Genomic DNA, 25,563 nt, shown 5'->3' with positions numbered 1-25,563 from the left:
TCCATGGCGGGCTGTTGTGCGTCTTCATCCATTTGCCGATTGGCTAGGATAAGGAGCATGAGCGAAGAGCACCCGATTGCCGGGCAATGGATCCAAGTCGCTGCCGGGTTGAAGAATCCCGGCATGCGCCAGCTGCTCGGGGCAGTGCTTGCCGGGACCGGGATGCCCGCGGAGCCCAGCAAGTCCCAGCTCAAGGACCTGGCGCGCTGGGAAAAGATCGGCTTGCTCCGCCATGACGGGCAAGGCTGGCAGGTCAACGAACAGCTATTGGAGCGGACCCTGTCTTCGGCGAGCGCGCAGAAGGCCGATCGCAGCGGCATCCAGCGCTTCTTCGACGGACCACGCCTGGCGGCTCTTCCGGCCAAGCCCGGGGACCGGCACGAGGTGCTGGTGCATATCCGCGACGCGGTGATCAGCCCGGCGGAGCAGCTGCGCGAAGAGCAGCTGAACGAGCGGCTGCGGGTCTTCCACCCCGATACCGCCCTGCTGCGCCGCTATATGGTCGATCATGCCCTGCTGCTGCGCGCAGCCGATGGCTCCAGCTACCGGATCGGTTCCGGAGCCTAGTGCCTAGGCCTGGGGAAGGATCGGGCTGGCCCCTGCGGCAAAGCGCTGCACCGAGGCCCCGGAGACCAGTTGCGCTGGCAGCGGCGCGGTGCGCAGGTTGCGCTCGAAAGCTGCGCCCAGGGTGAGCGGCTCGTCGCTGGCCAGGAAGACGATATTGCCGTAGCGCCGGCCCTTGAGCATCGGCGGGTCGGCAATCATGGCCACGTGCTCGAACACTTCAAGCAGGGTGGCTGCCTCGGCCTTGGCCCCGGCCAGATCGGCGGTGTCCCCGCAGTTCATGATGTACACGCCGCCGCCGTCCAGCACCCGCTGGGCATGGCGGGCGTAGTCCACCGTGGTCAGTTCGCGCGGGGTGGCGCTTCCGGCAAAAACGTCGCGGATGATCACGTCGCGGCTGTCATCGCTCAGGGTGGGCAGCACCTGGCCGGCATCGCCCACGCGCAGCCGCACCAGCGGGGCACGGGGCACGTCGAACGAGGTGCGCACCAGTTCAGCCAGCTTCGCGTCCAGTTCCACCACGACCTGGCGGGCGTTCTCGTAGCTTGCCGCGACCCAGCGGGCCATGGAGCAGCCGCCTCCGCCCAGATGCAGCACGCGCAGCTTGCGGGCGCGCCCGTCGAAGTCGCTGGCCGGGAAGCCGAAGGTGAAAATCGGTTCCATCCAGCGCATGTACTCGAAGTCGAGGTATGTCGGATCATCCAGGTCCACGTGCGAGGACGGGACGCCGTTGACCTTCAGGATGTAGCGGTTGCCGCCATAGGGGTCGGCCTCGATCATGGCGCTTCCGGTATCAATGGGGAATTCGCCGAGCAACGAGTCCCTGGAATCCCTAGCCATGTGCGCGCACCATCCGTCGTTCTACCAGTCCCTGCCAGGTGCCAACCAGTGCTTCGGTGGTTCCATCGGCGGTGAATCCCTGTTTTTCAAAAAATGCCTGCGCCCGGTGGTTGCCCTCCAGCACCCAGACCAGGGCATCGCGCTGCCCGAGCACCACCTGCATCAGGTGGGCGCCCAGTCCGCTGCCGTAGTACTGCTCGAGCACGTAGAGCATGCCCAGCTCGATATCGACGCCGGCATCCTGGTCTTCGTCGATGCTCGGGGTTGCCCCGGCCAGGCCGATGATCGCCCCCTGTGGGTCTTCGGCGATGAAAAACTGCGCGCCGGAGGCCAGTCCGCGTTCCCACCACGCAACCTGCCCGTCGAGCTCTTGCTCATGATGGGCGAAAAAGGATGGTTCGCGCAGTCCGGCATAGGCTTCGCGCCAGCATTGCAGCTTCATCTCCAGCGCTTTGCGCACGTCGTTCTCGGTCGCCAGGCGGATTCGGTAGTCGTTCATATGTGGCACATTTATACCCTACGGCAGTGCCCTGGCCTATTTCAGCCAACGCTCCCTGCGCCCCTCCTACTTAAGTAGGATTGCAGACAGTCCAAGTGTTTGAAAAAATACTAGTCGAGGCTCAATCCACCGGGAGCAGAAAAAGAGGCAAGGTTTGCATCAAAATACGAAGTACGCGTGTTTGACTGCAGGACTTGTCGGCTCGCTCACCCTGGCCATCAGCCTCTCTGCGACGCTGTGGGTGATCCTGCTCGGATCCATCATCCTCGCCGCCGGATTCAGCCTCCTGTCCAAGCTCGAGCGCTTGTGGGGCCCAGCCGCCCCGGAACATTACTACTACATCATCCCGATGCTGGTGGGCCCGGTCGTCGCCGGCCTGGTGCGCAATACCGAATACGCGCTGTGGGTGGGAGCCCCGGTGGCCTTGATCTGTGCGCTGGCGGTGCATTACCTGATCATCAAGTCCCCGCCGTTCAGGCATGACCCTGATGAAGAATTCGACCGCGAGTTCCACGATCACCATTCAGCGCGCTAGCCATCGGCTTTGCTCCCTACAGCACCCGCGCGAGCGCGAATCCGTCCCAGCCCTTGGAGCCCAGCGTCTGCAAAGCGGTCGCCGAGATCCGCGGATGATCACGCAGCCACAGCAGCGACTCCTGGACTCCGCGCACGTCGGCTTCCTGGCTGCCCAGCTGGCCCGGATCATCCAAGATGGCGCCGCCACGCACCACGTTGTCCACGACCAGCACCGTGCCCGGGTGCGAGAGCTCCAGCGCACGCTCCAGATAGATCACGTTGTTGCGCTTGTCGGCATCGATGAAGATCAAATCAAAGGCTTCGCTGCGCTTGGCAATCAAGGTGTCCAGGGTTCCGCGGGCGGCTCCCAGCTTGATTTCCACCCGGTCCGCGAGCCCGGAGCGTTCCAAATTCTCCCGGGCCACCGAGGCGTGCAACGGCTCGAATTCGCAGGTGACCACCTTGCCGGACGGACCGGCTCCGAGGGCCAGCCAGCTGGTCGAATAGCCGCCGAGCGTGCCGATCTCCAATACCCGCCGGGCGCCAATCATCTCTGCGAGCAGCTGCAGGAATTTGCCCTGGCCCGCGCTGACTTCAATGGGCGGCAAGCCGGCGGCCCGGCCGTGCTCGCGCCCTTTCTCCAGGGACTCGACCTGGAGCCCGAGGGATTCTTCCAGATATTGCTCAACCGCACCGGCCTCTCGGTCGGTTGAATGGTGAATCATGACGATGCACTCCCCTCACTATCCTTGATTGCCTGCTCCAGCCGCTGGATCTTTCCATCCAGTTCGCCTTCGCGTCCGGGACGGATATCGGCTTTGATGACCAGCGAGATGCGCGAGCCAAAGGGCGCGACGGCCTCGGTGGCGCGTTTCACGACGTCGAAAACCTCGTCCCATTCGCCTTCAATTTCGGTGAACATGGAACTGGTGCGGTTGGGCAACCCGGAATCGCGCACGACTCTTACGGCTTCGGCGACGGCGTCATGCACCGATCCGTCGGGGTTGCTGCCAGTACCGGATGGGGCTACAGAAAAAGCTACGATCATGCATCTACTTTCCCACCCCGGCCCCGGCTTGTCATCTGCTTTGAGCAGGTGCTCAGGCGGCCAGCCCGGTGGCGCGCAGCAGAATCGCGGCCAGCGCCCCGGCCAATACCACCACCAGGTAGGGAGCTTTGAAGAACAGCGCGATCATGGCGGCCGCCAAGGCGCCGATGCGTGCATCGAGCACCAGCTCCTGGCCGGAAGTGAACGCGTTGACGGTGACCAGGGAGGCCAGCAGCGCTATGGTCAGTGTCGAGGCCACGCGGGTCATGATCGGCGAATCCAGGACCTTGCGCGGAACGAAATAGCCGCACAGCTTGATGGCATAGGCGGCAAGGCAAGCGCCCAGAACCCACCAGCTCAGTTCGCTCATTTTTGCTCCTCGCCCACGCTGTGCAGCCCGCCATGCTCGGTTGCCGGCGGCGCCTTGCGCACCGTGCATAGCGCATAGATCGCGGCACAGACCGCGGTGATCAAAATCGGCAGGCCAGGGGCGCTGATCGGCACGGCCAGTGCGGTCAGCACCGCGGCGGCCACGGCGATGAGCACCGGCTGCATGGATTTCAGCCGCGGCCACAACAGGCCGATAAAGGCCGCGACCGCAGCACCGTCAAGACCCCAGGCTGCCGGATCCCCCATCTGCTCGCCGAGCAGGGCGCCGGCCAGCGTGAACAGGTTCCACAGCACATAGACCCCCACGCCCGCGGTCACAAATCCCCGGCGCTTTTCCGAGATCTTCGCCTGCCCCAGGCTCACGGCCGTTGATTCGTCGATGGTCACCTGGGCCATCCACGGCACCTGCTTGCCCAGCGGCCGCAAGGCCTGCTTGATCTGCATTCCGTAGACGGCGTTGCGCACGCCCAGCAGCGTGGCGGCAGAAAATGCGGCCGAGGCCGCGCCGCCGCCGGAGATCACTCCGATGAAGGCGAACTGCGACCCGCCGGTGAACATCAAGGCGCTCAATGCCACCGTCTGCCACAGGTCCAGTCCCGCGGCGATGGACAGGGCGCCAAAGGAAATTCCGTACAACCCGGTGGCGATCGAAATGGACAGGCCCATTTTTGTCGCCGGGGTCAAGAATCTAGCCACCGTGGCTGGCCTCGTAGCGCACCTTGCAGGCTCCGCGCTTGACCTTGGCTTCGAGAATAGTGAACCCGCTGAGCTGATCGACGTTGCCCACGTGGGTGCCGCCGCAGGGTTCGGCGTTGATCCCGGCGATGGTGACGGTGCGATGCCCTGCGGCGTCCATGGCGCTGCTGATGGCTCCGCCCTGGGCTACCAGCTGGTCAACCCGCTGCTGCAGCCATTGCCTGGCGGCTGCGCGTTGCGCCTCGTCAGCCAGCGGCATGTCGATGCTGTCCGGGTCGAAGTCCAGGCGCGCCTGCCCCGGGAAGTGCGAGTGGCCCCGGTGCTGCCAGCCGCGCTGTTCGCCGGCGAATCCCAGCACGTGCCCGGCGGTGTGCAAGGCAGCGTGCTTGAGGCGCAGTTCGCGGTCGATCGCCGTGTGCACCACTGCGCCGGCATTCTTGGCTTCTGCGCCGCGCAGGATCACCAGGCCATCCTTATTGCGCTGCACGGTGACCTGCTGCCCGTCAACGGTGCCCGAATCCTCGGGCTGCCCGCCTCCGCGCGGATGGAAAATATTGGGGCTCACCGCCACCCAGCGGCCCTCTTCGTCATCGCCGGTGGCTATGACGGTCGCCGTGGTGCTGAAAACATAGGTGTCCTGCAGATACAGGTTGATCTGGTCGATAGTATTGCCGCTCATGATCCTAGTGCTGTTCCAATTCCCTGCGTAGTTCCACCGGCCGGTTGCTGGTCAGCTCCCCGACTCCGAGCCCAATCAAATACTGCGCGTCGGCCGGGCGGTCCACCGTCCAGATCCGGGCCTGCCGCCCTTCATCCAGCCAGCGGCGCACGATCTTCTCATTGGCCCGCGTCCAGGCGACTCCGGATCCGATAATGCCGGCCCCGCCGGCGTTGATCAGCTCGATGCCCTCGGCCACCGAGCGGCAGAGCACCGAGTACACCCCGGCCCGCCCGACCTGGCCGGAATCCAGGAGCTCCTGGATGTACTCGGGGTTCACCTCGGTCATCAGCTGGCACAGCAGGCTGGAATCCACCGTGCGGCCCAGGTAGCGCAGCGAGTCCGGCTCAAAGCTCATCAGGGTCACCGCGATCTGCCCGCGGCTGCCGGCCTTCCCGGTCCCGGGATCAAAGCCATGGGCGTCGAGCACCTGCAGCACCCGGTCTTCGAGCAGGTGCCCGTAGGGACTGGGGTGCTTGATTTCCACGGCCAGGCCCACCGGCGTGCCGCGCTGATCGATCAGCTCCAGCAGCTCGCCCAGGCTCAGCAGCTGCTCATTTTCGGTGCCGTATTCTGCCGGCACCTCCGCGGGCACGACCCCGGTGAAGTCCATGGCCTTGAGCTGCTCGAGGGTGAAGGCGGAAACCAGGCCGGAGGCGTCGGAGGTGCGATCCACGGTGGGGTCATGGTGGCACACCACTTCCCCGTCCATGCTCAAATGGACATCGCACTCTATTCCGTCCGCGCCCTCGTCAATGGCCTGCAGGTAGGCGGCCCGGGTATTCTCCGAGTATTTGTGCGAACTGCCGCGGTGGGCGAAAAAGAGCGTATCCATGGTTCCTACGCTACGCGATATCGGCCCTAATTCCAGCCTTCGGTGGCATCGCGCAGCTTCGCGTAGCCTGCATAGATTTCCGGCCGGGGCGAGGCCTGGTAGCGGGTTGGCTCGGCGATATCCCAGACCGGCGGCTGCTCCTGGCCGCCCAGCGCCCAGGCCGCTTGCCGGGCGGCTCCCAGCGCCACGTATTCAGCAGTCCTGGGCACGTCCACGGCCACCCCGAAAATTTGCGGGGCGATGACCCGGACCGCCTCGGCCTGGGCGCCGCCGCCGATCAGCAGGATCCGCTTCGTGGCCACCTTGGTGCTCGCTTCCAGCGCCGCGACCGCATCCTTCATGGAGCACAGCAGCCCTTCCACATAGGCGCGGGCGATCTGCTCGCGGGTGGTGGTGCCGCGCAGCCCCTGAAGCAGGCCGGTGGCTTCGGGCCGGTTGGGGGTGCGTTCCCCGCCGAGGTACGGCAGCAGCACGACCCCGCCGGACCCCGGCTCGGCAGCCAGCGCCAGGTCGGAGAATTCCTGCTTCCCGACCCCGAGCATGCGTGCACCGAAGTCCAGGACCGGCGCCCCGTTCAGGGTGCAGGCCAGCGGCAGGAATTTGCCGTTGGCGGCGACAAAGCCGGTCACCATTCCGCTGCCGTCATGCACGCTGTCCTCGACCACCGCGGAGGCCACCCCGGAGGTGCCGACGGAGATGCAGACATCACCGGGCTGCAGGTCGAGCCCCAGCGCGGCAGCCATATTATCCCCGGTGCCCGCGCCGATCACGGCGCCGGTGGAGGTCCGCCCCACCGCCTCATTGGCCTCGGCCAGCCGCGGCAGCGCCACGCTGTGCCCCAGCGCGGCCGCCGCGAGATCGGGCAAGAAGCGGCGCGCGGCCGGATCGTAGTACCCGGTGCCCGAAGCGTCCCCGTGATCGGTCACCGCTTCCTTGCGCCCGCCCAAATGCCAGGTGAGGTAGTCGTGGGGCAGCAGGACCTGGGTGGTGCGCGACGCGTTCTCCGGCTCGTGATCGCGCAGCCAGCGCAGCTTGGTCACGGTCAGCGAGGCCACCGGGACGCTGCCGATCTTCTCGGCGCAGGCCTGCGCGCCGCCGAGCTCTTCGGTCAGGTCCCTGGCTTGCCGGGCGGAGGAGGTATCGTTCCACAGCATGGCCTCGCGCACCGGCTGCCCGTGCTCGTCCAGGGCCACCATGCCGTGCTGCTGCCCGGCGATGGACACCGCGGAAGCCTGCTCCAGCAGTCCCGCGGTGGCCGATTCCAGCGCGGTGATCCAGTGCTGCGGATCGATCTGGGTTCCCGGCAGGTGGCTGCTGCGCTGCTCGGCCACCACTTCCCCGCTCTGCGCGTCGACCAGCAGGGCCTTGCAGGATTGGGTGGAAGAGTCGATGCCTAGGACGTAGGTGGGTTTCATGGCTGTTCCTTTGCTCAGGTGCTGACGATGTGGATGCGCGGGCCCAGGCCCTGCAGTTCGCTCATGAGCCGCTGATCGAGCTGGTCGTCGATGACCACGTCGTCGATTTCGGCCAGGTCCATGACGTGGTAGATGCCGGCGGATTCGAATTTGCTGGAGTCCATCACCAGGATCTTGCGCCGGCCCATTTGCAGCAGGCTGCGCTTGGTGCGCGCCGCTTCGGCGTCCGGGTGCAGCAGGGCCTGGTTCTTGATGGCCGTGGTGGACACGAATACGGCGTCGGCCATCAGCCGCTGGGCTTGCTCGACCACGATCGAGCCGAGGAAGGAATCGGTTTCGGCATAGTACTGTCCGCCCAGGCCGACCATGTCGATATGCGCCATCGCGGAAACCGCGCCCATCAGCGCCAGCGAGTGGGTGATCACGGTGGACGGTTCGCGTTCTTCTAAATAGCTGCCCAGCGCCCCGATGGTGGTGGAGTCATCCAGTGCGATCACCGAGTTGCGTTCGATCAGCTGCGCCGCGGTGGCGGCGAGCTGGCGCTTGACCTCGGCGTTCAGGTGCCGGCGCAGGCGCACATCGCGTTCGGCGAGCCGGGCGGTGATGGCCCGGGCTCCTCCGCGGATCCGCTCCACCCGGCCTTCCTTGGCCAGCTGTTCCAGGTCGCGGTGGATGGTCATGGCACTGACCCCGAAGATCTCGGCCAGCTCTTCCACCCGGCAGCTGCGGGACTTGTTCACATGCCCGGTGATTTCCTCGCGGCGGGTCTCCGGAGGCAGCCCCTGGGCTGCATCGGGAGCATCGTTTTTAACATCAGATTCGTTATATGCCACAACTTCGATGATAGATGCTGCACCCGCACTTGCAAAACATCATTTTTAGCAAGTTTTTAACAAAAAATCTGTTGAGTTTGTTGTTTTGGTGTTAGATTAGTTCAATCGATCACACCTGCAAGGCCGTCGCAAAGGAGCGCCATGAATTCCCACCCATTGCCTGCACCACCGAGCACGAGCACCTCGATCCTCGATAAGCTCGGGCTGCCTCGCCCGCTGCTCTGGGGCTTCGTGGGCCTGATGATCTTCATGATCGGCGACGGCGTGGAAACGAACATCCTCGCCCCCTACCTGACCGGCGAACACGGCTTCTCGATCCCGCTGGCCGGAACCCTGGTCACCATTTACGGCGTGGCCGTGGCCATCGCCGCCTTCCTCTCCGCCTCGCTCTCAGATCTCTGGGGCCCGCGCAAGGTCATGTTCATCGGCGCAGGCATCTGGGTGGTCTTCGAGCTGCTCTTCCTGGGCGTCGCCCTGCACAGCTCGAGCATGCCGCTGATCTTCATCGCCTACGGGCTTCGCGGCTTCGGCTACCCCTTCTTCGCCTACGGCTTCCTGGTCTGGATTTCAGCCACGGCCAATGCCAAGCGCCTGGCCGTGGCCATCGGCTGGTTCTATGTGGCCTTCAGCTCCGGGCTTCCCACCCTCGGCGCGCTGACCGCCAGCGCCAGCCTGGAAATCTTCTCCCTGAGCTACTACCAGACCCTCTGGGTCTCCCTGGCGCTGGTTGTGATCGGCGCGGCGATCGCGCTGATTGGCGTGAAGGAAAAAACCGGACGCGCCGCCCTGGTCAGCAACCCGGAAGAAGTCTTCAAGACCATGAGCTTTGGGCTGCGCCTGCTGGCGAGCAATCGCAAGGCGCTGCTGGTGATGCTCACCCGGACCATCAACTCCGTCCCCACCTACGGCATGGCCATCTTCTTCCCGGCGCTGTTCGTGGACCGATTCGGCTGGAGCGTCGGCCAGTTCCTGATCCTGACCACGGTGATCTACGCGGTGAACATCCCGTTCAACCTGTTCTTCGGTGCGCTGGGCGACAAGCTGGGCTGGTCCAAGGTCGTGGTCTGGTTCGGCGCGGTGCTCTGCGCGATCTCCATGGCGGCGCTCTACCTCGTGCCTGCCTGGGCCGTCGATCACGGCTATTCCTTCGCCTACGCCCTGACCCTGGTGATTGGTGCGGTCTTCGGCATCGGCCTGGCAGGCTTCGTTCCGCTTTCGGCCATCGCCGTCTCCCTGGCGCCCGAGCACCCCGGAGCCGCCATGGCCTCCTACAACCTGGGCATTGGCGCCGCCGTCTTCGCCGGCCCGCTGCTGGTGGCCCTGCTCTACAACGTCCTCGGGGCCTCGGGCATGGTCTTCCTCTTCGCGGCGCTCTACCTGGTTGCGGCAATCATGTCCCACGCGCTGCGCGGCACCCAGCCCGGCTTCCACGGCGTGCAGCAGCCCGCCACCATCGCAGCACGCTGATCCACCCTCGAACTTGCCGACCAAGGAGCAATCAACCATGAAACTGAACAACCGCACCCTGACCCAGCTTGATCCGCAGGTGGGCACCCCGCAGTACGACCGCAACAAGGCCACCGCCGGCATTGTGCACTTCGGCGTCGGCGGATTCCACCGGGCCCACCAGGCCATGTACCTGAATCGGCTGATGAATCAGGGCAAGGCCCTGGACTGGGGAATTATCGGCATGGGCGTGATGGAATCCGATCAGCGCATGCGCGATGTGCTGTCGGCCAGCGATGGGCTCTACACCCTCGTGGTGAAGAACCCCGATGGCTCCCGTGACGTCGAAGTGATCGGCTCGATCCTCGGCTTCCTCTACGCACCCGACGATCTGGACGCCGCCATTGAGCAGCTGGCGGACCCGGCGATCCGCATTGTCTCGCTCACGGTCACCGAGGGTGGCTACAACGTGCACCCGGTCACCGGCGAATTCGACCTGGGCAACCGGGCCATCGCCGCAGACCTTGCCAACCCGCAGGCCCCGCGCACCACCTTCGGCCTGATCAGCGCCGGGCTGAAGCTGCGCCGCGAACGCGGCATCGCCCCCTTCACCGTGATGAGCTGCGACAACATCCAGGGCAACGGCGAGGTGGCGCACAAGATGTTCGGCGCCTTCGCCACGGCGCTGGACCCCGAGTTCGGCGACTGGGTGCAGGAGAACGTATCCTTCCCGAACTCCATGGTGGATCGCATTACCCCGGTCACCACGGATGCAGACCGCGCCGATGTCGCCGAGCGCTACGGCATCGAGGATGGATGGCCCGTGGTCTGTGAGGACTTCGAGCAGTGGGTGCTGGAAGACAAGTTCGTGGCCGGCCGCCCGCCCTACGAGGAAGCCGGAGTGCAGCTGGTCGATGACGTGGTGCCCTATGAACTGATGAAGCTGCGCCTGCTCAACGCCACCCACCAGGGTCTGTGCTACTTCGGCCACCTGGCCGGCTACCGCGCAGTGCATGATGTGGCGCGCAATCCCCTGTTCGCCGATTTCTTGTTGAGCTACATGAAAAACGAGGCCGAACCTACCCTGCGCGAGCTTCCCGGCGTGGATCTGGATGCGTACCAGCACAAGCTCATCGAGCGCTACAGCAATGAATATGTGGCCGACACCGTAGCACGGCTGTGCGCTGATTCCTCGGACCGCATCCCCAAGTGGCTCATGCCCGTGGTCCGCGAGAATCTCGCCGCCGATCGGGACGTCACCTTATCGGCCGCCATCGTGGCCAGCTGGGCGCGTTATGCCGAGGGCACCGATGAATCCGACGAAGCCATCGCCATCGTCGACAGGCTGGCCGAAGAAGTGCGTGCTGCCGCGTCCAACCACGGCGACGACCCGTTGGCCTTCCTGCGCCAGCGCGACCTCTTTGGGGACGTGGTTGATGATGAGCGTTTCACTACCCCGTACCTGAAGACCTTGGAATCCCTGCATGAGCACGGATCCCTTGCGACCCTGGCTGAGCTCATGGGCCAGAAGGCCACCGCCCGCTAATCAAAAACCCGCGCCAAAGCCGGCCTGCTCATGAACTCATTGCACGAGCAGGCCGGCTTTATTGCGCGCGGCGATAGTGGGCGGCAATAACGCCATTGTCCAGGCTCATTGTTTCCCGCAACTCCAGCCGGCGCGAAGCAGGCAACCCCGCATCGTACAGCCGCGGTCCATGCCCGGCAATGATCGGGTGAACCAGAAAGCGGTACTCGTCGATCAGTCCCAGCTGGTCCAATGCTGTTGCCAGCTTGCCGCTGCCCAAAAGCACGCCGTCCGGCACACGCTCTATCAGCTCTTGAACCGACGTGCGCAGGTCGCCAATGAGATGGTGGCTGTTATTCCACGGAAAGTCGGCGCGCTGAGCGGAAACCACATATTTGGACTTGTCCTGCAGCTTCAATGCCCAATCGCGCAGCGCCTGGGGCGCCTCGACTTCTCCGCTGGCCACCAGCGGCCAGTACTCTTCCATCATTTCGTAGGTAGTCCGGCCCCACAGCATTGCTCCGTGCTGGTCCATCAAGCCGGTGAAGTACTCGTGAGTCTCATCGTCAGCGATCCCCACTCTATGATCAATACAGCCATCAAGGGTGACATTGATAGCGAACGTTAGATGCCCCATCTGCGGATTCTCCTCGGCCAACGACCAGCGCGTGGGTCGACTCTAGAGCGGCCACGACTCGAGCGTCAAGGGACACCCAGCTAGTTATTGCTCTTTAAACAGGAAAAAAAGGGGGGGGCCAGGCACCGACCCTGGACTGCTCCCCAGAAGTTGGACTGAGAAATCAGAACTACTTCCGGGGAGCATTTTCATGCACAAACGCAGCTTATTTACCGAGGACCAACGAGTTCGGCTCGTTGAACTCTTCGAAGCAGGCATGGGAGCGACTGCGGCATCCAACCGCCTGAACGTTCGTTACTCCGCCACGGAGAAGCTTTACAATCGGTGGCGATTACATGGCAGGCTTTGTCTTATGGAAAAGCCAACCAAGACTGCGCTTTCCTTCGAGACCAAGAAGGAAATAGTCCAGCGGTACCTCGCCGGTGAAACTACCATGAATCTCGCAACTGAATTTCATCTCAGTTCAAATGCGTTGGTGCAGAAATGGGTGCGAGCATGGCGCCAAGGCGGGGACGAAGCGCTCATGCCCAAACCTAAAGGACGTCCTAAAGGTATTGCCAAGCCAGAACCATTAAGCGAAGAAGAGAAGCTCCGCCGGGAGAACAAGCGCCTGCTCGCCGAGGTGGCCTACCTGAAAAAATTGCGGGATTTGAGGGAGCAGGGGCGCGCCTGAAAACCCAGGCGATCGTCACCCTCAAGTCTATGCACGACCTCAATGACCTACTCGCCGTAGCCGGCCTAGCCAGATCAACCTACTATTACCAACTCAAATGCCTGGAAAAGCCGGAGAAACATGCCAAGCTCAAGGCCGCCATCGCCGGGTCCTTCAAGGAAAGTAAAGCCTGCTACGGGTACCGGAAAGTCCGGCTCGACCTGCAAGCCCATGGCTGGACAGTCAGCAAGAAACTGGTCCTCAAGCTCATGAAAGAACTGGGACTGAAGTCCAAGGTGCGGCGCCGGAAGAAATACAGTTCCTACCAGGGCGCTATTGGCAAGACGGCACCCAACCTGCTGGACCGCCAATTCGAGGTTGCTCAGCCGGATACGGCCTATGTCAGTGACGTGACCGAGTTCGCCGTGGCAGGACGCAAACTCTATCTCTCGCCAGTCATGGACTTATTTGACCGCAGCATCCTCAGCTTCACGTTCTCAACCTCGCCGACCACTGCATTCACAGCCAAGAGCCTGGAGATGGCCTTAGGCGATCGCCAGTTCAACAGGAAGCTTTTGGTGCACACCGATCAGGGAATCCACTACCAGCATTCCTCGTGGAGGAAGCTGCTTGCAGAGCATGGTGCGGTGCAGTCCATGTCTCGCAAGGGCAACTGCTATGACAATGCGGTCATGGAGAACTTCTTCGGCCAGCTGAAGACCGAGGCGTTCCATGGTGAGCGCTTTGAAAGCGTTGACGAACTGGCTGCAGTGCTTGAAACGCATATCGGCTGGTACAACTTGAAACGACGCCAAGAACGGCTGAAGGGCATGGCACCGATGGAATATCGGCACTATGCCCTTGCAGCCTGAGGGTGGCTTAGTATTTAGTTAGTCCAACTTTCGGGGACCAGTCCACCCGAACCCCCACCAACCAAAAACACCAACCAACAAGCCATCCCAGCACCAACCACCCTGTTTTGCTGGTTAAACAAGCAAGGGCCCTGACACACACTGTGTCAGGGCCCAAACCACATATTATCCAAGTTAAGTCCGGCGGTGACCTACTCTCCCACACCCTCACGAGTGCAGTACCATCGGCGCAATGGGCCTTAGCTTCCGGGTTCGGTATGGGACCGGGCGTTTCCCCCACGCTATGACCGCCGTAACAATCACGAAGCACACAAACCAACCATTCCTGGTCATGTTTTTCGGTGTCATCAAAGTCTTATATCTTCTTTTATGGTTTCAGAGGTTGTTGTCTCGTAACCGCATAGTGAACGCGAGCAGCATTGAAAAATTGTTAGTTCAAATAATGCTTTATTGTGTGTTGAAAGTCATCGGCCTATTAGTACAGGTCAGCTACACAAGTCTTCAGTCCTTGCTTCCACATCCTGCCTATCAACCCAGTGGTCTAGCTGGGGGCCTCACACACTCAAGGTGCATGGAAATCTCATCTCGAAGCAGGCTTCCCGCTTAGATGCTTTCAGCGGTTATCCCTTCCCAACGTAGCTAATCAGCGATGCACTTGGCAGTACAACTGACACACCAGAGGTTAGTCCGTCCCGGTCCTCTCGTACTAAGGACAGCCCTTCTCAAATTTCCAACGCGCGCAGCGGATAGGGACCGAACTGTCTCACGACGTTCTAAACCCAGCTCGCGTACCGCTTTAATGGGCGAACAGCCCAACCCTTGGGACCTACTCCAGCCCCAGGATGCGACGAGCCGACATCGAGGTGCCAAACCATGCCGTCGATATGGACTCTTGGGCAAGATCAGCCTGTTATCCCCGAGGTACCTTTTATCCGTTGAGCGACGGCCCTTCCACGAGGTGCCGCCGGATCACTAGTCCCGACTTTCGTCCCTGCTCGAGCTGTCACTCTCACAGTCAAGCTCCCTTGTGCACTTACACTCGACACCTGATTGCCAACCAGGCTGAGGGAACCTTTGGGCGCCTCCGTTACATTTTAGGAGGCAACCGCCCCAGTTAAACTACCCATCAGGCACTGTCCCTGAACCAGATCATGGTCCGAAGTTAGGTGACCGATACAGCCAGAGTGGTATTTCAACGATGACTCCACCTGAACTAGCGTCCAAGCTTCACAGTCTCCCACCTATCCTACACAAGCTGCACCGAACACCAATACCAAACTATAGTAAAGGTCTCGGGGTCTTTCCGTCCTGCTGCGCGTAACGAGCATCTTTACTCGTACTGCAATTTCGCCGAGTTCATGGTTGAGACAGCGGGGAAGTCGTTACTCCATTCGTGCAGGTCGGAACTTACCCGACAAGGAATTTCGCTACCTTAGGATGGTTATAGTTACCACCGCCGTTTACTGGGGCTTAAATTCTCAGCTTCGCCACTAGGGCTAACCAGTCCTCTTAACCTTCCAGCACCGGGCAGGAGTCAGTCCGTATACATCGTCTTGCGACTTCGCACGGACCTGTGTTTTTAGTAAACAGTCGCTTCCCCCTGGTCTCTGCGGCCCACACCCGCTCACAACTGCAAGAGCTGATCACGAGGCAGGCCCCCCTTCTTCCGAAGTTACGGGGGCATTTTGCCGAGTTCCTTAACCATGATTCTCTCGATCGCCTTAGTATTCTCTACCTGATCACCTGTGTCGGTTTGGGGTACGGGCGGACTGGGACCTCGCGCCGATGCTTTTCTAGGCAGCATAGGATCACCGAATCACCCACCAAAGCGGGCGCCTATCAGGTCTCAGAACATATGAGCGGCGGATTTGCCAACCACTCTTCCTACACCCTTGGACCAGGTCAATTCCATTGCCTGGCTCGGCTACCTTCCTGCGTCACACCTGTTAATACGCTGACCTCACTGCATCGGTTCCCACCACATCACACAACCAACAACCCGAAGGCTGCAACAATCATGATCCATCATGGTTAGCATCCACAGCTCAGTATGGGCGGTCCTTCGCCGGTACGGGAATATCAACCCGTTATCCATCGACTACGCCTGTCGGCCTCGCCTTAGGCCCCGACTAACCCAGGGCAGATTAGCTTAACCCTGGAACCCTTGATCATTCGGCGGACGGGTTTCTCACCCGTCATTCGCTACTCATGCCTGCATTCTCACTCGTATAGCGTCCACCGCTGGTTTCCACCGCGACTTCACCCGCTATACGACGCTCCCCTACCCATCCAAACACCCAATCGAAACCAGGTTAATATTTGAATGACGCAACTTCGGCGGTGTGCTTGAGCCCCGCTACATTATCGGCGCGGAATCACTTGACCAGTGAGCTATTACGCACTCTTTCAAGGGTGGCTGCTTCTAAGCCAACCTCCTGGTTGTCACAGCAACTCCACATCCTTTCCCACTTAGCACACGCTTAGGGGCCTTAGTTGGCGTTCTGGGCTGTTTCCCTCTCGACTATGAAGCTTATCCCCCACAGTCTCACTGCTGCGCTCTCACTTACCGGCATTCGGAGTTTGGCTAAGGTCAGTAACCTTGTAGGGCCCATCGCCTATCCAGTAGCTCTACCTCCAGCAAGAAACACGCAACGCTGCACCTAAATGCATTTCGGGGAGAACCAGCTATCACGAAGTTTGATTGGCCTTTCACCCCTACCCACAGCTCATCCCCTCCATTTTCAACTGAAGTGGGTTCGGTCCTCCACACGCTCTTACACGCGCTTCAACCTGGCCATGGGTAGATCACTTCGCTTCGGGTCTAGACCGTGCCACTCAAACGCCCTATTCAGACTCGCTTTCGCTACGGCTACCCCACACGGGTTAACCTCGCGACACAGCACTAACTCGCAGGCTCATTCTTCAAAAGGCACGCCATCACCCAGGAACAAGTCCCAGGCCCTGACGGATTGTAAGCGCACGGTTTCAGGTACTATTTCACTCCCCTCCCGGGGTACTTTTCACCATTCCCTCACGGTACTGATTCACTATCGGTCATCAAGTAGTATTCAGGCTTACCAGGTGGTCCTGGCAGATTCACACAAGGTTTCACGGGCCCCGTGCTACTCGGGTATCAACACTAGAACGGCAGACACGCATTACACCTACGGGACTATCACCCTCTATGGTCCGGCATTCCAACCGATTCACCTATACGCCTGCACCTCATCCCACCAGCAAGATAGCACTGGTACATGTCAACCCCACAACCCCGATGATGCAACGCCTATCCGCTATCACACACCAACCGGTTTAGCCCCATCCGCGTTCGCTCGCCACTACTAACGGAATCACTATTGTTTTCTCTTCCTGCGGGTACTGAGATGTTTCACTTCCCCGCGTTCCCTCCACACAGCCTATACATTCAGCTGCAGGTCACACCACATAACATGGTGCGGGGTTCCCCCATTCGGAAATCCTGGTATCAACGTCCGGTTATCGACTCCACCAGGCTTATCGCAGATTCCCACGTCCTTCATCGGCTCTTGATGCCAAGGCATCCACCGTGCGCCCTTAAAAACTTCAACACAAAACAAAGTTCTCAGAATTGAGCAATAAAACAATCTAACAAAATCACGCAGACAAGACTCAAACACCCCAGAATCCAAGGAAAAGGACCCCAAAGCTCATCTCATCTGCAAGATGCTCGCGTTCACTATACAGTTCCCAAACAACAACCCCGCACCCCCGCAAACACACCCCCGCGGCAACAACCCGCAACCCCCACCCCAAAGGATGAAAACCACAAACCACCACCACGCCAGGCACGCCCACGGCAAACACAGGACAAACACCGAAACACCAAGAACCCCTTGCAAACCCCAACCAGCAACCACCACCAACCCCCAACACGCACAAAACGCATCAAAGGCCAACAGCCAATCACCAGCCAGGCAAGGAGGCTTGTTGCCTCAAAACCCAACAGCATGCCAAACCATACAAGCCACACAACACCACCACCATCTTTCCAACACCCCAAAGGATGCGTACTCGACAACAACAGCGCCGCACAGCCACAGCCAGTACCCCGCCCGCACCACACAACCCCACCAAGGGGCCGATCAGGCACACGCGCTTTCCAGTACTGAGTTCATTGATATTCCACCCATGAGCAACCCACCCGGACAACACTCGTGTCCAGCATGGGCAACCAAAAAATGGTTAGCTCCTTAGAAAGGAGGTGATCCAGCCGCACCTTCCGGTACGGCTACCTTGTTACGACTTAGTCCCAATCGCCAGTCCCACCTTCGACGACTCCCCCCACACAAGGTGGTTAGGCCATCGGCTTCGGGTGTTACCAACTTTCGTGACTTGACGGGCGGTGTGTACAAGGCCCGGGAACGTATTCACCGCAGCGTTGCTGATCTGCGATTACTAGCGACTCCGACTTCATGGGGTCGAGTTGCAGACCCCAATCCGAACTGAGACCGGCTTTTAGGGATTAGCTCCACCTCACAGTATCGCAACCCATTGTACCGGCCATTGTAGCATGCGTGAAGCCCAAGACATAAGGGGCATGATGATTTGACGTCATCCCCACCTTCCTCCGAGTTGACCCCGGCAGTCTCCCATGAGTCCCCACCACTACGTGCTGGCAACATGGAACGAGGGTTGCGCTCGTTGCGGGACTTAACCCAACATCTCACGACACGAGCTGACGACAACCATGCACCACCTGTGAACCAGCCCCGAAGGGAAACCCCATCTCTGGAGCGGTCTGGCACATGTCAAGCCTTGGTAAGGTTCTTCGCGTTGCATCGAATTAATCCGCATGCTCCGCCGCTTGTGCGGGCCCCCGTCAATTCCTTTGAGTTTTAGCCTTGCGGCCGTACTCCCCAGGCGGGGCACTTAATGCGTTAGCTACGGCGCGGAAAACGTGGAATGTCCCCCACACCTAGTGCCCAACGTTTACGGCATGGACTACCAGGGTATCTAATCCTGTTCGCTCCCCATGCTTTCGCTCCTCAGCGTCAGTAAATGCCCAGAGACCTGCCTTCGCCATCGGTGTTCCTCCTGATATCTGCGCATTTCACCGCTACACCAGGAATTCCAGTCTCCCCTACATCACTCTAGTCTGCCCGTACCCACCGCAGATCCGAGGTTGAGCCTCGGACTTTCACGGCAGACGCGACAAACCGCCTACGAGCTCTTTACGCCCAATAAATCCGGATAACGCTTGCGCCCTACGTATTACCGCGGCTGCTGGCACGTAGTTAGCCGGCGCTTCTTCTGCAGGTACCGTCACTTTCGCTTCTTCCCTACTGAAAGAGGTTTACAACCCGAAGGCCGTCATCCCTCACGCGGCGTCGCTGCATCAGGCTTCCGCCCATTGTGCAATATTCCCCACTGCTGCCTCCCGTAGGAGTCTGGGCCGTGTCTCAGTCCCAGTGTGGCCGGTCACCCTCTCAGGCCGGCTACCCGTCGTCGCCTTGGTGAGCCATTACCTCACCAACAAGCTGATAGGCCGCGAGTCCATCCCCCACCGATAAATCTTTCAACAACCCACCATGCGGCAGGAAGTCATATCCGGTATTAGACCCAGTTTCCCGGGCTTATCCCAAAGTCGGGGGCAGGTTACTCACGTGTTACTCACCCGTTCGCCACTAATCCACCCAGCAAGCTGGGCTTCATCGTTCGACTTGCATGTGTTAAGCACGCCGCCAGCGTTCATCCTGAGCCAGGATCAAACTCTCCATAAAAAACAAAAAGCCACCGAAACCCCTCGGAAAATAAGGGAGAATCAATGAAAAAATCCTGGCGAATAAAAAACACTCAAGAACATCACACGGGGGTGCAATGCCTCAAGCAAATGTTATGTATTCACCAAATAAAAATATTCGGTATCAACAAACTTGGCACACTATTGAGTTCTCAAACAACAAACACTTACCGGTTCTCCACAACCCGTCAATTCGAGCCATGATTTCGTCCAGCGTTATATTCAAATCTTATCACCGTGAATTTCTGAAAGTCAAATCAATTGTTTGTGATTTGAAACAGTATTCACGATTCCCATTTATCAATGAATTCCGACAGTGACCTGTGCGAAAACCGTTGATTTTCTGGGGTTTTGCCTCCGTTTTGCATCCGGTTATTTCTTCCGTTTTGCTCTCGGCGACAAGGAAAAACTATACACAGGTTTTGGGGGTGGTGCAAATCGGGTGGGTGGTTTGCGGCGGTGACCGTGGACACTTAATCGATTGCACGTGTCCATATCCCCGGATTTACGCGGTTTAAACCGAAAAAACACCCCGTAAAACAGCTAACGCTGTATTACGGGGCGTTCCCTCGACATCCTCAGAGGCGCCAAACTCGGTTCGCCATCTAGTCCTCTACGATTTCGGATTCCAAAATCCGCGGATCATCCAGCGGCAGTGCGCTGGGCACCACCGTCGGGATGCCGGCAAAGGCCTCCTTGGCATTCTCGATCACGCGCTTGGCCATGTATCGGTTGCCTGCTCCACCGATCACCGCGCCAACACCGAAGGGAACCAGGCGTCCCACAACGCTAGCCGCCTGCGTGCCGATGATCTTGTGCAAGAACTTCTTCTGCAAGGTGCGCTGCACGCTCGCGTAGAAGCTGGTGCTCTTGTTCGCGCCGAAAGCCTGGGCCCAGCCCTTAACAGGTCCACCGCCGCGGCCGGCCGCCTGCGACGTAAGTCCAGCAATCATGGAACTGCCTTCCTCGCCCATCAAGATGCCCATGACCAAAACGCGCGAATGATCAGGATTCTCGATGGCGATGCCATGCAGTTCCGCCAGGCTCTGGGCGTAGAGGGCCGAAGCCTCCAGGAAGCCCAGGGTAGCGGCGACCGAAAGGCCCAAAGCGACACCGGTGCCAACAGCCGGCACCGCCGCGGTGCCGCCAACAGCCGCTCCGGACCCGGTGACAATACGAAGGTAATCCCGTTCAACGATAGCGGCCAGCTCGGGGGTATCGGCTTGGGGATTCTTCTTGCGAAGACGATTAATATACGCGAGCACCAGAGGCCGTTGCACTCCGATGCCCTTCAAGATGGCCTGCTGCACGCTGGAGCGCGGCTTGCCATCTTTGCCAATGAAAGTCATCGAGATTGGATCGTTTTTCATGATGCCCCCAGCTTATCTGCATGACCCTGAGAGTTGCCTTGGGACTGCCGGGTCTTGCGCGGTTCTTCTGAGAATGATTGGAACGTGTGGCATCTGCGTGCCTCGGCTGCCCTGCATAAACCCTCAGACCAGCGGGCTGTTGCCTGCAGAGCGAGTCCGCCTTCGATGCCTTGCAGAGTACAGCGGGCAGGGTCGATCGCCCTGCGCGAACGGATCTATCTGGCTGCAGTCCTGGCCCTGGGCAGCCATGCCAAGCCTAGAACTCGATGTCGGTCCAGATCAGGGATCCGGGTTCCTCGACGTCATTTGGCACTGCTTCTTCCAGCAGGGGTTCACGCTGCTCGATGCGCCCCTGGCCCGTAACCTCCCATGAGGAATCCGGGACCAGGTAGCTGCCGTCATCGTTCAGGGCATCTTCACGAGCTAATCCCTGGAGGAACGATTCCAGCCGGTCCGCGGAAGAATCCTGGAGATCCAGGGCGCCCGCTACGACGAACTTCTCACCGCCCAGGCCTTCGGCGTGACCGTCGCTGTCGGTGTGGACGTAGTCCTTGCCGGCCACGTAGTCCGAAATGACCTTCAGTTCATCAGCGTGCCGAGCTTGGGAGAATTCTCGGTTCCGGCCTTCGGGCTCGGTCTGGGTCGCGACAACATGGACCTGCTGGCCGCGATAGTCAATCGGGATATCCCAGAGGCCGGTGCTCATCACCGGGATGGAGGCTGCCAGCACGCCGGACAAGCCGGTGTGGTGCAACTGGTCGTTCTCGACCTGCTGCCACTTGAGCTTCGAGACGGCGGTAATCTTTCCTTCGTCCACCGGGTACTTGGAGAGCACTACTATCGAGCCCTGCTCTTCGAAGGCCCCCTGCCCCCAGGCGTCTTCGGCACTGCCGATCACGCCGTCTGCGTTCAAGTCGGCACCGCTCTGCAATCCCTTGGAGCCAACCGCCAGATAGGAATACGGGTAGTCCACGTCCGCGCGATCGTCCGCGATGTTGTTCAGGTAGAGATTCTTGAAGGTGTCGACTGCGCCTTGCTCGGCATCCATATTGGTCAGGACAACCACGTCGGCATCGGCGGCGGAAAGGCTGTCGGCCACCTGGGCCGCCTGCGAATTGGTTCCGCCCATCAGCTTCTCTTCCAGCCCATCGGCGGTATCGCCTGTGAGGTTGGCCTGGATGGTGGCCACGCGCAGGGAGGATCCGGAAAACAGCTGGGTCGGCTCGTCGGCCTGGTTGCCAAAACTAGTTGGTACAGCAAAGGCGGCAGTCGCCGGGAGGAGGCAAAGCGCTCCCAGGCTCAGGCTGGCTGTTCCTACTAAGATCTTGCGCACGAGTCAACCCTACGCCGTACCCAAGCTGTTTTTCCAGCGTCTTAATCGGATTGTAATGCCAGTGCCGCGGCGGCTTTCTTGTTGGCCGCGAGCACCTCTTCCATATAGGGGGCGCGAACCCGCGCGGAAATGCGGGCATCAACCAGGCAGACGCCCCGCGCGCCATCGGCCACCCATTGCCTGAGCCCGGCCAGATCCGCGAGCTCCTCTACCCGGACCCCGGTCGCGCCCATGGACCGGGCAATGCCGGCAAAATCGACGGTCGGAATCAGCATCGGGTCTTCATGCAGGCCGATCGAGCCGTACTGGTGGACCTCGGCACCGTAGGCAGAGTCGTTGTAGATCACGATCACCCCGCTGTCGATGGTGCGGATAATGGATTCGAGATCGGCCAAGCCCATCAGGAACCCGCCGTCACCGGCAGCCAGGACAACGGTGCGTCCTTCGGCCGCGGCCCCGGCACCCACCATTGAAGCGATTCCCAGGCCAATGGACTGGTAGGCGGTGCCGACGCAGGCCAGCGAACGCGCGCCGGTGGTTGACCAGTACATCGGGCCCCAGCCGATGAAATGCCCGCCATCCTGGACCAGGACTCGATTGGCCGGCAAGATCTTCTCCACCTCGCTGGCTACACGGCGCGGATCCAGCAGCCCGTCTTCGGCCTTTTCATCGCCGGCCGGGCGGCTGCGCACATCGTGCAGGTCAAGGCCCGAGCACCAGCTGCTTTCGGCAGCCTCGACGGCACCCAGCAGATCCAGGGCAGCGCTCTGGGCATCGGCGGTGGCAAAGCAGTCGACGCGGGCGTTGGTGGCAGCTGGCCCAAGATCGATCTGGATCAGCGTCGCCGACTCATTAATCAGCTCGCCGAAGCGCATGGTGAATTGGTTCAGGGAAGCGCCCAGGACCAGCACGGTATCTGCCCGGGCGATGACGCCCGCATTGGCCTCGGTGGAGAAACCGCCGGTAATGCCCAGATCGAACTCGTAGTCCAGCAGGTCGCGTGCCAGCAGCGTGCCCGAGGTGGTGGCATCCAGCTTCTGCGCCAGTTCCTTGACCTGCTCGGCGGCATCAATGGCACCCCGGCCATAGAGAATATGGGTGCGCTTCGAGGCGTTCAGCTTCGTTGCGATCTGCGCCAGCGCAGCAGGCTCAAGACGCGGCGTCGGCGGCAGGCAAGCCAGCGAGGCGAAATCCGGAAGTTCTTCCCCTGCGCATTCGGCGGCTGCCAGGTCATAGGGAATGGCGAGGACCACCGGGGCCTGTTCGCGCAGCGCATGGGCGGCGGCCTGCAGCGCGGTGCTCCCCGGGGTATGGCGGTCCACGACATAGCGAGGTGCTCGCACGCCAGCGTCGATGGCCCCCTGGTCAACGTCCCAGCCGCGCAATCCGGTGCTGGGAGCATCACCGGTGACAAATAGCAATGGGGTTCGGGCCGCTGCGGCTTCAGCCAGTGCGGTCACGGCGTTGGTGTACCCGGCACCGTAGGTGGTGGTGGCAATGGCCAGCTGGTTCGAAATCCGGAAATAGGCGTCGGCGGCCGAAACAGCTGCGGACTCATGGCGCACTGCGGTGTAGTCGAATCCCGCGCGAATGGCGGCATCAAGGAAGTGGGCGTTGCCATTTCCCATCAATCCGAAGATCTGCGGGGCAACTGGTTTCAGGGCATGGGCAATGGCTGCGGAAACGCTAGACATTATGGACTCTTTTCAAGAAATGATGCTGAAGAAAATTCCATATATGTCTGCCGTTACCAGTTGCTTGACGGCAACGGGTATCGCCCCTTTTGAGAGCGCCGGAAACCACAAGACTGTGGCTCCTGACTCAATGATGATAGGGCACCGGGACCGCTTTGCGCTAGATGGTGCGCGGCGTTGGCTTTCCCCGCATGTTGCGGTTCCAGCCAACGCCGCTACCCGCCTACCCCTTGACGCACAGGATGGTGCGCAGGTGGCCGACGACTTCCACCAGATCCTTCTGTGCTTCAATCACCTGGTGGATGTCCTTGTAGGCCGCGGGGATCTCATCCACGACCCCCGCATCCTTGCGGCACTCGATGCCTACAGTCTGCGCGGCGAGGTCATCGGCCGAGTACATCTTCTTCGCCGCCGTCCTACTCATCCGACGCCCGGCACCGTGGGAGGCCGAGAAGTACGACCCTGGGTTGCCGCGCCCACGCACAACATAGGATCCAGTGCCCATGGACCCAGGTATCAGGGCGAGATCTCCGGCACCAGCACGGATAGCGCCCTTGCGCGTCACCAGCAGCGCCTGCCCATCGATCATCTCCTCGTTCACGTAGTTGTGGTGGACGTTGATCGGCGCATCAAACCGGACATCAAGGGTTTCGAAGTGCCGGACTACGGCCTCCTTGAACAGCGCGAGCATCAGGGCCCGCGACGCGGCCGCGTACTCCTGCGCCCACCACAGATCGTGCTTATAGGCATCCATCTGCGGTGTGCCCTCGATGAAGACAGCCAGTTCCTTGTCGACCAAGCCCTGGTTGTGCCCCAGCGACTTCGCGATGCCGATGTGCCTGTCAGCCAGGGTCTTGCCGATATTGCGCGAACCGGAATGCAGGGTAATCCACACCCGATCATCCTGATCGAGGCACAGCTCCAGGAAGTGGTTGCCACCTCCCAGGGTCCCCAGCTGGCCGATGGCCTTGCTCTTGAGCTTCTGCACCTTCTCATCCAGGGTTTCGAACCTGCCGAAGAGCTGATCCACCCCGGGTTCCAGGCCGAAACGGCGCAACTGGGGCAGCTCCTCGTGAGCGTTGAATCCCACGGGGATCGCAGCTTCGATACTGGCTCGCAGCAGCTCCAAGCCAGCCAACTGGTCGGCACGGATGCTGGTGCGCACGGCGGCGACGCCGCAGCCGATGTCAACGCCCACCGCTGAAGGCGAGACGGCCTGGTTCATGGCGATGACGCTGCCGATCGTCGCCCCCTTGCCGACGTGGACGTCGGGCATCACGCGTACGCCGTGGACCCATGGCAGCTGAGCCACGCGGCGCAGCTGCTCAAGTGCTTCGTGTTCCACTTCGGCTTCTGCGGCCCACATTTTTACGCGGTCATTGCTGCCGGTCAGCGCTACGGGGAACGCTGCTGGACGATTCATCATTCTTCCTTCTTCTAGGAATTTAATGCGGATAAATTTTTCGCCTATTTCAATTTTCTGGCATGACAAATAAACCCATGCAAAACAATTGAATGGAAAATAGAAAAGGAGCCAATGAACTAAGTTCATCGACTCCCAGGGGAATTGCTGACCGCACCTCCAGCTTTCACCCAACCGGGCGGCAACTGGCACTAAAATATTAGATCTGGCAGGTCAAAGCGTGATTCATTCACCATTTCCGGCGAGTAAGAGTCGATGCGCACGTGGCTTCAGAAACCCGAACTGATGAGGTTGGCGGGGTTCACCTGTGCCGCTAAACAATCCCTGGAAGCTGACGGCTTGCAACTGATACTGCTCTCGTTGAGCATTATTATTCAACATCGCCATCCTCCTTCAAGTTTTCAGCGGTCGACAATTACTCTATTTACGATAATGTACTTTTCGCAGAATATCCACTCGAAACCAAAACATTCTCTAA

21 protein-coding genes and 3 rRNA genes are annotated in these 25,563 nt (G+C 60.6%); 6 read left to right on the top strand and 18 right to left on the bottom strand.

What is annotated here, in order from left to right; genetic code table 11:
• The first annotated feature begins 57 nt into the window (after window positions 1-57).
• Window positions 58-567, top strand: a complete 510-nt coding sequence (locus tag AOZ07_RS18375; protein ID WP_060700292.1) for a DUF2087 domain-containing protein — start codon at window positions 58-60, stop codon at window positions 565-567.
• Between the two features lie 3 nt (window positions 568-570).
• Here AOZ07_RS18375 and AOZ07_RS00955 read toward each other — a convergent pair whose 3' ends face one another.
• Window positions 571-1,404: a spermidine synthase gene (locus tag AOZ07_RS00955; RefSeq protein WP_236995231.1), complete on the bottom strand. Its 834-nt coding sequence runs from the start codon at window positions 1,402-1,404 to the stop codon at window positions 571-573.
• A complete protein-coding gene (locus AOZ07_RS00950; RefSeq protein WP_206693585.1) occupies window positions 1,397-1,903 on the bottom strand; it encodes a GNAT family N-acetyltransferase in 507 nt (168 codons plus the stop codon). The genes AOZ07_RS00955 and AOZ07_RS00950 overlap by 8 nt, the downstream gene beginning before the upstream one ends.
• 181 nt (window positions 1,904-2,084) lie before the next feature.
• On the opposite strand from AOZ07_RS00950, the gene AOZ07_RS00945 reads away from it, so the two are divergent.
• Window positions 2,085-2,438 (top strand): hypothetical protein, encoded by a 354-nt coding sequence (locus AOZ07_RS00945; RefSeq protein WP_060700289.1) that lies wholly within the window; start codon window positions 2,085-2,087, stop codon window positions 2,436-2,438.
• Window positions 2,439-2,454: 16 nt separating this feature from the next.
• On the opposite strand, the gene AOZ07_RS00940 is transcribed toward AOZ07_RS00945, so the two are convergent.
• The 8 genes from AOZ07_RS00940 to AOZ07_RS00905 are packed head-to-tail and all read right to left on the bottom strand — an operon-like array spanning window position 2,455 to window position 8,354.
• A complete protein-coding gene (locus AOZ07_RS00940) occupies window positions 2,455-3,144 on the bottom strand; it encodes an O-methyltransferase (protein WP_060700288.1) in 690 nt (229 codons plus the stop codon).
• Window positions 3,141-3,467, bottom strand: a complete 327-nt coding sequence (locus AOZ07_RS00935; protein ID WP_060700287.1) for a thiamine-binding protein — start codon at window positions 3,465-3,467, stop codon at window positions 3,141-3,143. The genes AOZ07_RS00940 and AOZ07_RS00935 overlap by 4 nt, the downstream gene beginning before the upstream one ends.
• Window positions 3,468-3,519: 52 nt before the next feature.
• Window positions 3,520-3,837 carry an AzlD domain-containing protein gene (locus AOZ07_RS00930; RefSeq protein ID WP_060700286.1) on the bottom strand — a complete coding sequence of 106 codons (318 nt, stop codon included), beginning with the start codon at window positions 3,835-3,837 and terminating at the stop codon, window positions 3,520-3,522.
• A complete protein-coding gene (locus tag AOZ07_RS00925; protein WP_060700285.1) occupies window positions 3,834-4,523 on the bottom strand; it encodes an AzlC family ABC transporter permease in 690 nt (229 codons plus the stop codon). Before AOZ07_RS00925 ends, AOZ07_RS00930 begins: the two co-directional genes overlap by 4 nt.
• Window positions 4,524-4,545: 22 nt before the next feature.
• Window positions 4,546-5,232 carry an alanyl-tRNA editing protein gene (locus AOZ07_RS00920; RefSeq protein WP_060700284.1) on the bottom strand — a complete coding sequence of 229 codons (687 nt, stop codon included), beginning with the start codon at window positions 5,230-5,232 and terminating at the stop codon, window positions 4,546-4,548.
• 4 nt (window positions 5,233-5,236) lie between these two features.
• A complete protein-coding gene (locus AOZ07_RS00915; protein WP_060700283.1) occupies window positions 5,237-6,106 on the bottom strand; it encodes a glycerophosphodiester phosphodiesterase in 870 nt (289 codons plus the stop codon).
• Between the two features lie 26 nt (window positions 6,107-6,132).
• Complete coding sequence (gene xylB, locus AOZ07_RS00910) at window positions 6,133-7,521, bottom strand: xylulokinase (RefSeq protein WP_060700282.1); 1,389 nt, start codon at window positions 7,519-7,521, stop codon at window positions 6,133-6,135.
• Between the two features lie 14 nt (window positions 7,522-7,535).
• Complete coding sequence (locus AOZ07_RS00905; RefSeq protein WP_075972379.1) at window positions 7,536-8,354, bottom strand: DeoR/GlpR family DNA-binding transcription regulator; 819 nt, start codon at window positions 8,352-8,354, stop codon at window positions 7,536-7,538.
• A gap of 141 nt (window positions 8,355-8,495) precedes the next feature.
• Here AOZ07_RS00905 and AOZ07_RS00900 point away from each other — a divergent pair, with 141 nt between their 5' ends.
• Entirely contained in the window at window positions 8,496-9,821 is a 1,326-nt protein-coding gene (locus tag AOZ07_RS00900) for an MFS transporter (protein WP_060700281.1), read from the top strand.
• Window positions 9,822-9,858: 37 nt separating this feature from the next.
• Window positions 9,859-11,346 (top strand): mannitol dehydrogenase family protein, encoded by a 1,488-nt coding sequence (locus AOZ07_RS00895; protein WP_060700280.1) that lies wholly within the window; start codon window positions 9,859-9,861, stop codon window positions 11,344-11,346.
• 58 nt (window positions 11,347-11,404) lie between these two features.
• Here AOZ07_RS00895 and AOZ07_RS00890 read toward each other — a convergent pair whose 3' ends face one another.
• Window positions 11,405-11,962, bottom strand: coding sequence for a dihydrofolate reductase family protein (locus AOZ07_RS00890; protein ID WP_060700279.1), 558 nt, complete (start codon window positions 11,960-11,962; stop codon window positions 11,405-11,407).
• 190 nt (window positions 11,963-12,152) lie between these two features.
• On the opposite strand from AOZ07_RS00890, the gene AOZ07_RS18935 reads away from it, so the two are divergent.
• Both AOZ07_RS18935 and AOZ07_RS18930 read left to right on the top strand, forming a co-directional pair.
• Window positions 12,153-12,635, top strand: coding sequence for a helix-turn-helix domain-containing protein (locus tag AOZ07_RS18935; protein ID WP_060700278.1), 483 nt, complete (start codon window positions 12,153-12,155; stop codon window positions 12,633-12,635).
• Window positions 12,636-12,664: 29 nt separating this feature from the next.
• The gene (locus tag AOZ07_RS18930; RefSeq protein ID WP_060700277.1) at window positions 12,665-13,486 is read left to right on the top strand and encodes an IS3 family transposase; all 822 of its coding nucleotides are present in this window, start codon (window positions 12,665-12,667) and stop codon (window positions 13,484-13,486) included.
• A gap of 178 nt (window positions 13,487-13,664) precedes the next feature.
• Here the strand turns inward: AOZ07_RS18930 and rrf are convergent.
• The 7 genes from rrf to AOZ07_RS00845 all read right to left on the bottom strand — a co-directional run bounded on the left by rrf (window position 13,665) and on the right by AOZ07_RS00845 (window position 25,085).
• Window positions 13,665-13,781, bottom strand: a 5S ribosomal RNA gene (rrf, locus tag AOZ07_RS00875).
• 159 nt (window positions 13,782-13,940) lie between these two features.
• Window positions 13,941-17,073, bottom strand: a 23S ribosomal RNA gene (locus AOZ07_RS00870).
• A gap of 646 nt (window positions 17,074-17,719) precedes the next feature.
• Window positions 17,720-19,245: ribosomal RNA gene (locus AOZ07_RS00865) — 16S ribosomal RNA — on the bottom strand.
• Together the 16S, 23S and 5S rRNA genes form the textbook arrangement of a ribosomal RNA operon.
• A 625-nt stretch (window positions 19,246-19,870) precedes the next feature.
• Window positions 19,871-20,635, bottom strand: a complete 765-nt coding sequence (locus tag AOZ07_RS00860) for a hypothetical protein (RefSeq protein ID WP_060700276.1) — start codon at window positions 20,633-20,635, stop codon at window positions 19,871-19,873.
• Window positions 20,636-20,891: 256 nt separating this feature from the next.
• Window positions 20,892-21,968, bottom strand: a complete 1,077-nt coding sequence (locus tag AOZ07_RS00855) for a hypothetical protein (protein ID WP_060700275.1) — start codon at window positions 21,966-21,968, stop codon at window positions 20,892-20,894.
• Between the two features lie 41 nt (window positions 21,969-22,009).
• On the bottom strand, window positions 22,010-23,662 hold the full coding sequence (locus tag AOZ07_RS00850) for a thiamine pyrophosphate-binding protein (protein WP_060700274.1): 1,653 nt from the start codon (window positions 23,660-23,662) through the stop codon (window positions 22,010-22,012).
• Window positions 23,663-23,885: 223 nt separating this feature from the next.
• The gene (locus AOZ07_RS00845; protein ID WP_060700273.1) at window positions 23,886-25,085 is read right to left on the bottom strand and encodes an RtcB family protein; all 1,200 of its coding nucleotides are present in this window, start codon (window positions 25,083-25,085) and stop codon (window positions 23,886-23,888) included.
• Window positions 25,086-25,563: the final 478 nt, after the last annotated feature.

Origin of the sequence: Glutamicibacter halophytocola (assembly GCF_001302565.1) — a bacterium.
Classification (GTDB): Bacteria; Actinomycetota; Actinomycetes; order Actinomycetales; family Micrococcaceae; genus Glutamicibacter; species Glutamicibacter halophytocola.
Note: the sequence above shows the minus strand (reverse complement) of the source record. Positions and strands in the feature narration are given on the sequence as shown.

Excerpts from the sequence above, each read along its gene's own strand:
- AOZ07_RS00925 (WP_060700285.1), bottom strand. The coding sequence starts at position 4,523 with ATGGGCCTGTCCATTTCGATCGCCACCGGGTTGTACGGAATTTCCTTT.
- AOZ07_RS00930 (WP_060700286.1), bottom strand. The coding sequence starts at position 3,837 with ATGAGCGAACTGAGCTGGTGGGTTCTGGGCGCTTGCCTTGCCGCCTAT.
- AOZ07_RS00890 (WP_060700279.1), bottom strand. The coding sequence starts at position 11,962 with ATGGGGCATCTAACGTTCGCTATCAATGTCACCCTTGATGGCTGTATT.
- AOZ07_RS00935 (WP_060700287.1), bottom strand. The coding sequence starts at position 3,467 with ATGATCGTAGCTTTTTCTGTAGCCCCATCCGGTACTGGCAGCAACCCC.
- AOZ07_RS00950 (WP_206693585.1), bottom strand. The coding sequence starts at position 1,903 with ATGAACGACTACCGAATCCGCCTGGCGACCGAGAACGACGTGCGCAAA.
- AOZ07_RS18930 (WP_060700277.1), top strand. The coding sequence starts at position 12,665 with ATGCACGACCTCAATGACCTACTCGCCGTAGCCGGCCTAGCCAGATCA.
- AOZ07_RS00920 (WP_060700284.1), bottom strand. The coding sequence starts at position 5,232 with ATGAGCGGCAATACTATCGACCAGATCAACCTGTATCTGCAGGACACC.
- AOZ07_RS00900 (WP_060700281.1), top strand. The coding sequence starts at position 8,496 with ATGAATTCCCACCCATTGCCTGCACCACCGAGCACGAGCACCTCGATC.
- AOZ07_RS00860 (WP_060700276.1), bottom strand. The coding sequence starts at position 20,635 with ATGAAAAACGATCCAATCTCGATGACTTTCATTGGCAAAGATGGCAAG.
- AOZ07_RS18375 (WP_060700292.1), top strand. The coding sequence starts at position 58 with ATGAGCGAAGAGCACCCGATTGCCGGGCAATGGATCCAAGTCGCTGCC.
- AOZ07_RS00915 (WP_060700283.1), bottom strand. The coding sequence starts at position 6,106 with ATGGATACGCTCTTTTTCGCCCACCGCGGCAGTTCGCACAAATACTCG.
- AOZ07_RS00940 (WP_060700288.1), bottom strand. The coding sequence starts at position 3,144 with ATGATTCACCATTCAACCGACCGAGAGGCCGGTGCGGTTGAGCAATAT.
- xylB (WP_060700282.1), bottom strand. The coding sequence starts at position 7,521 with ATGAAACCCACCTACGTCCTAGGCATCGACTCTTCCACCCAATCCTGC.
- AOZ07_RS00850 (WP_060700274.1), bottom strand. The coding sequence starts at position 23,662 with ATGTCTAGCGTTTCCGCAGCCATTGCCCATGCCCTGAAACCAGTTGCC.
- AOZ07_RS00895 (WP_060700280.1), top strand. The coding sequence starts at position 9,859 with ATGAAACTGAACAACCGCACCCTGACCCAGCTTGATCCGCAGGTGGGC.
- AOZ07_RS00845 (WP_060700273.1), bottom strand. The coding sequence starts at position 25,085 with ATGAATCGTCCAGCAGCGTTCCCCGTAGCGCTGACCGGCAGCAATGAC.
- AOZ07_RS00955 (WP_236995231.1), bottom strand. The coding sequence starts at position 1,404 with ATGGCTAGGGATTCCAGGGACTCGTTGCTCGGCGAATTCCCCATTGAT.
- AOZ07_RS18935 (WP_060700278.1), top strand. The coding sequence starts at position 12,153 with ATGCACAAACGCAGCTTATTTACCGAGGACCAACGAGTTCGGCTCGTT.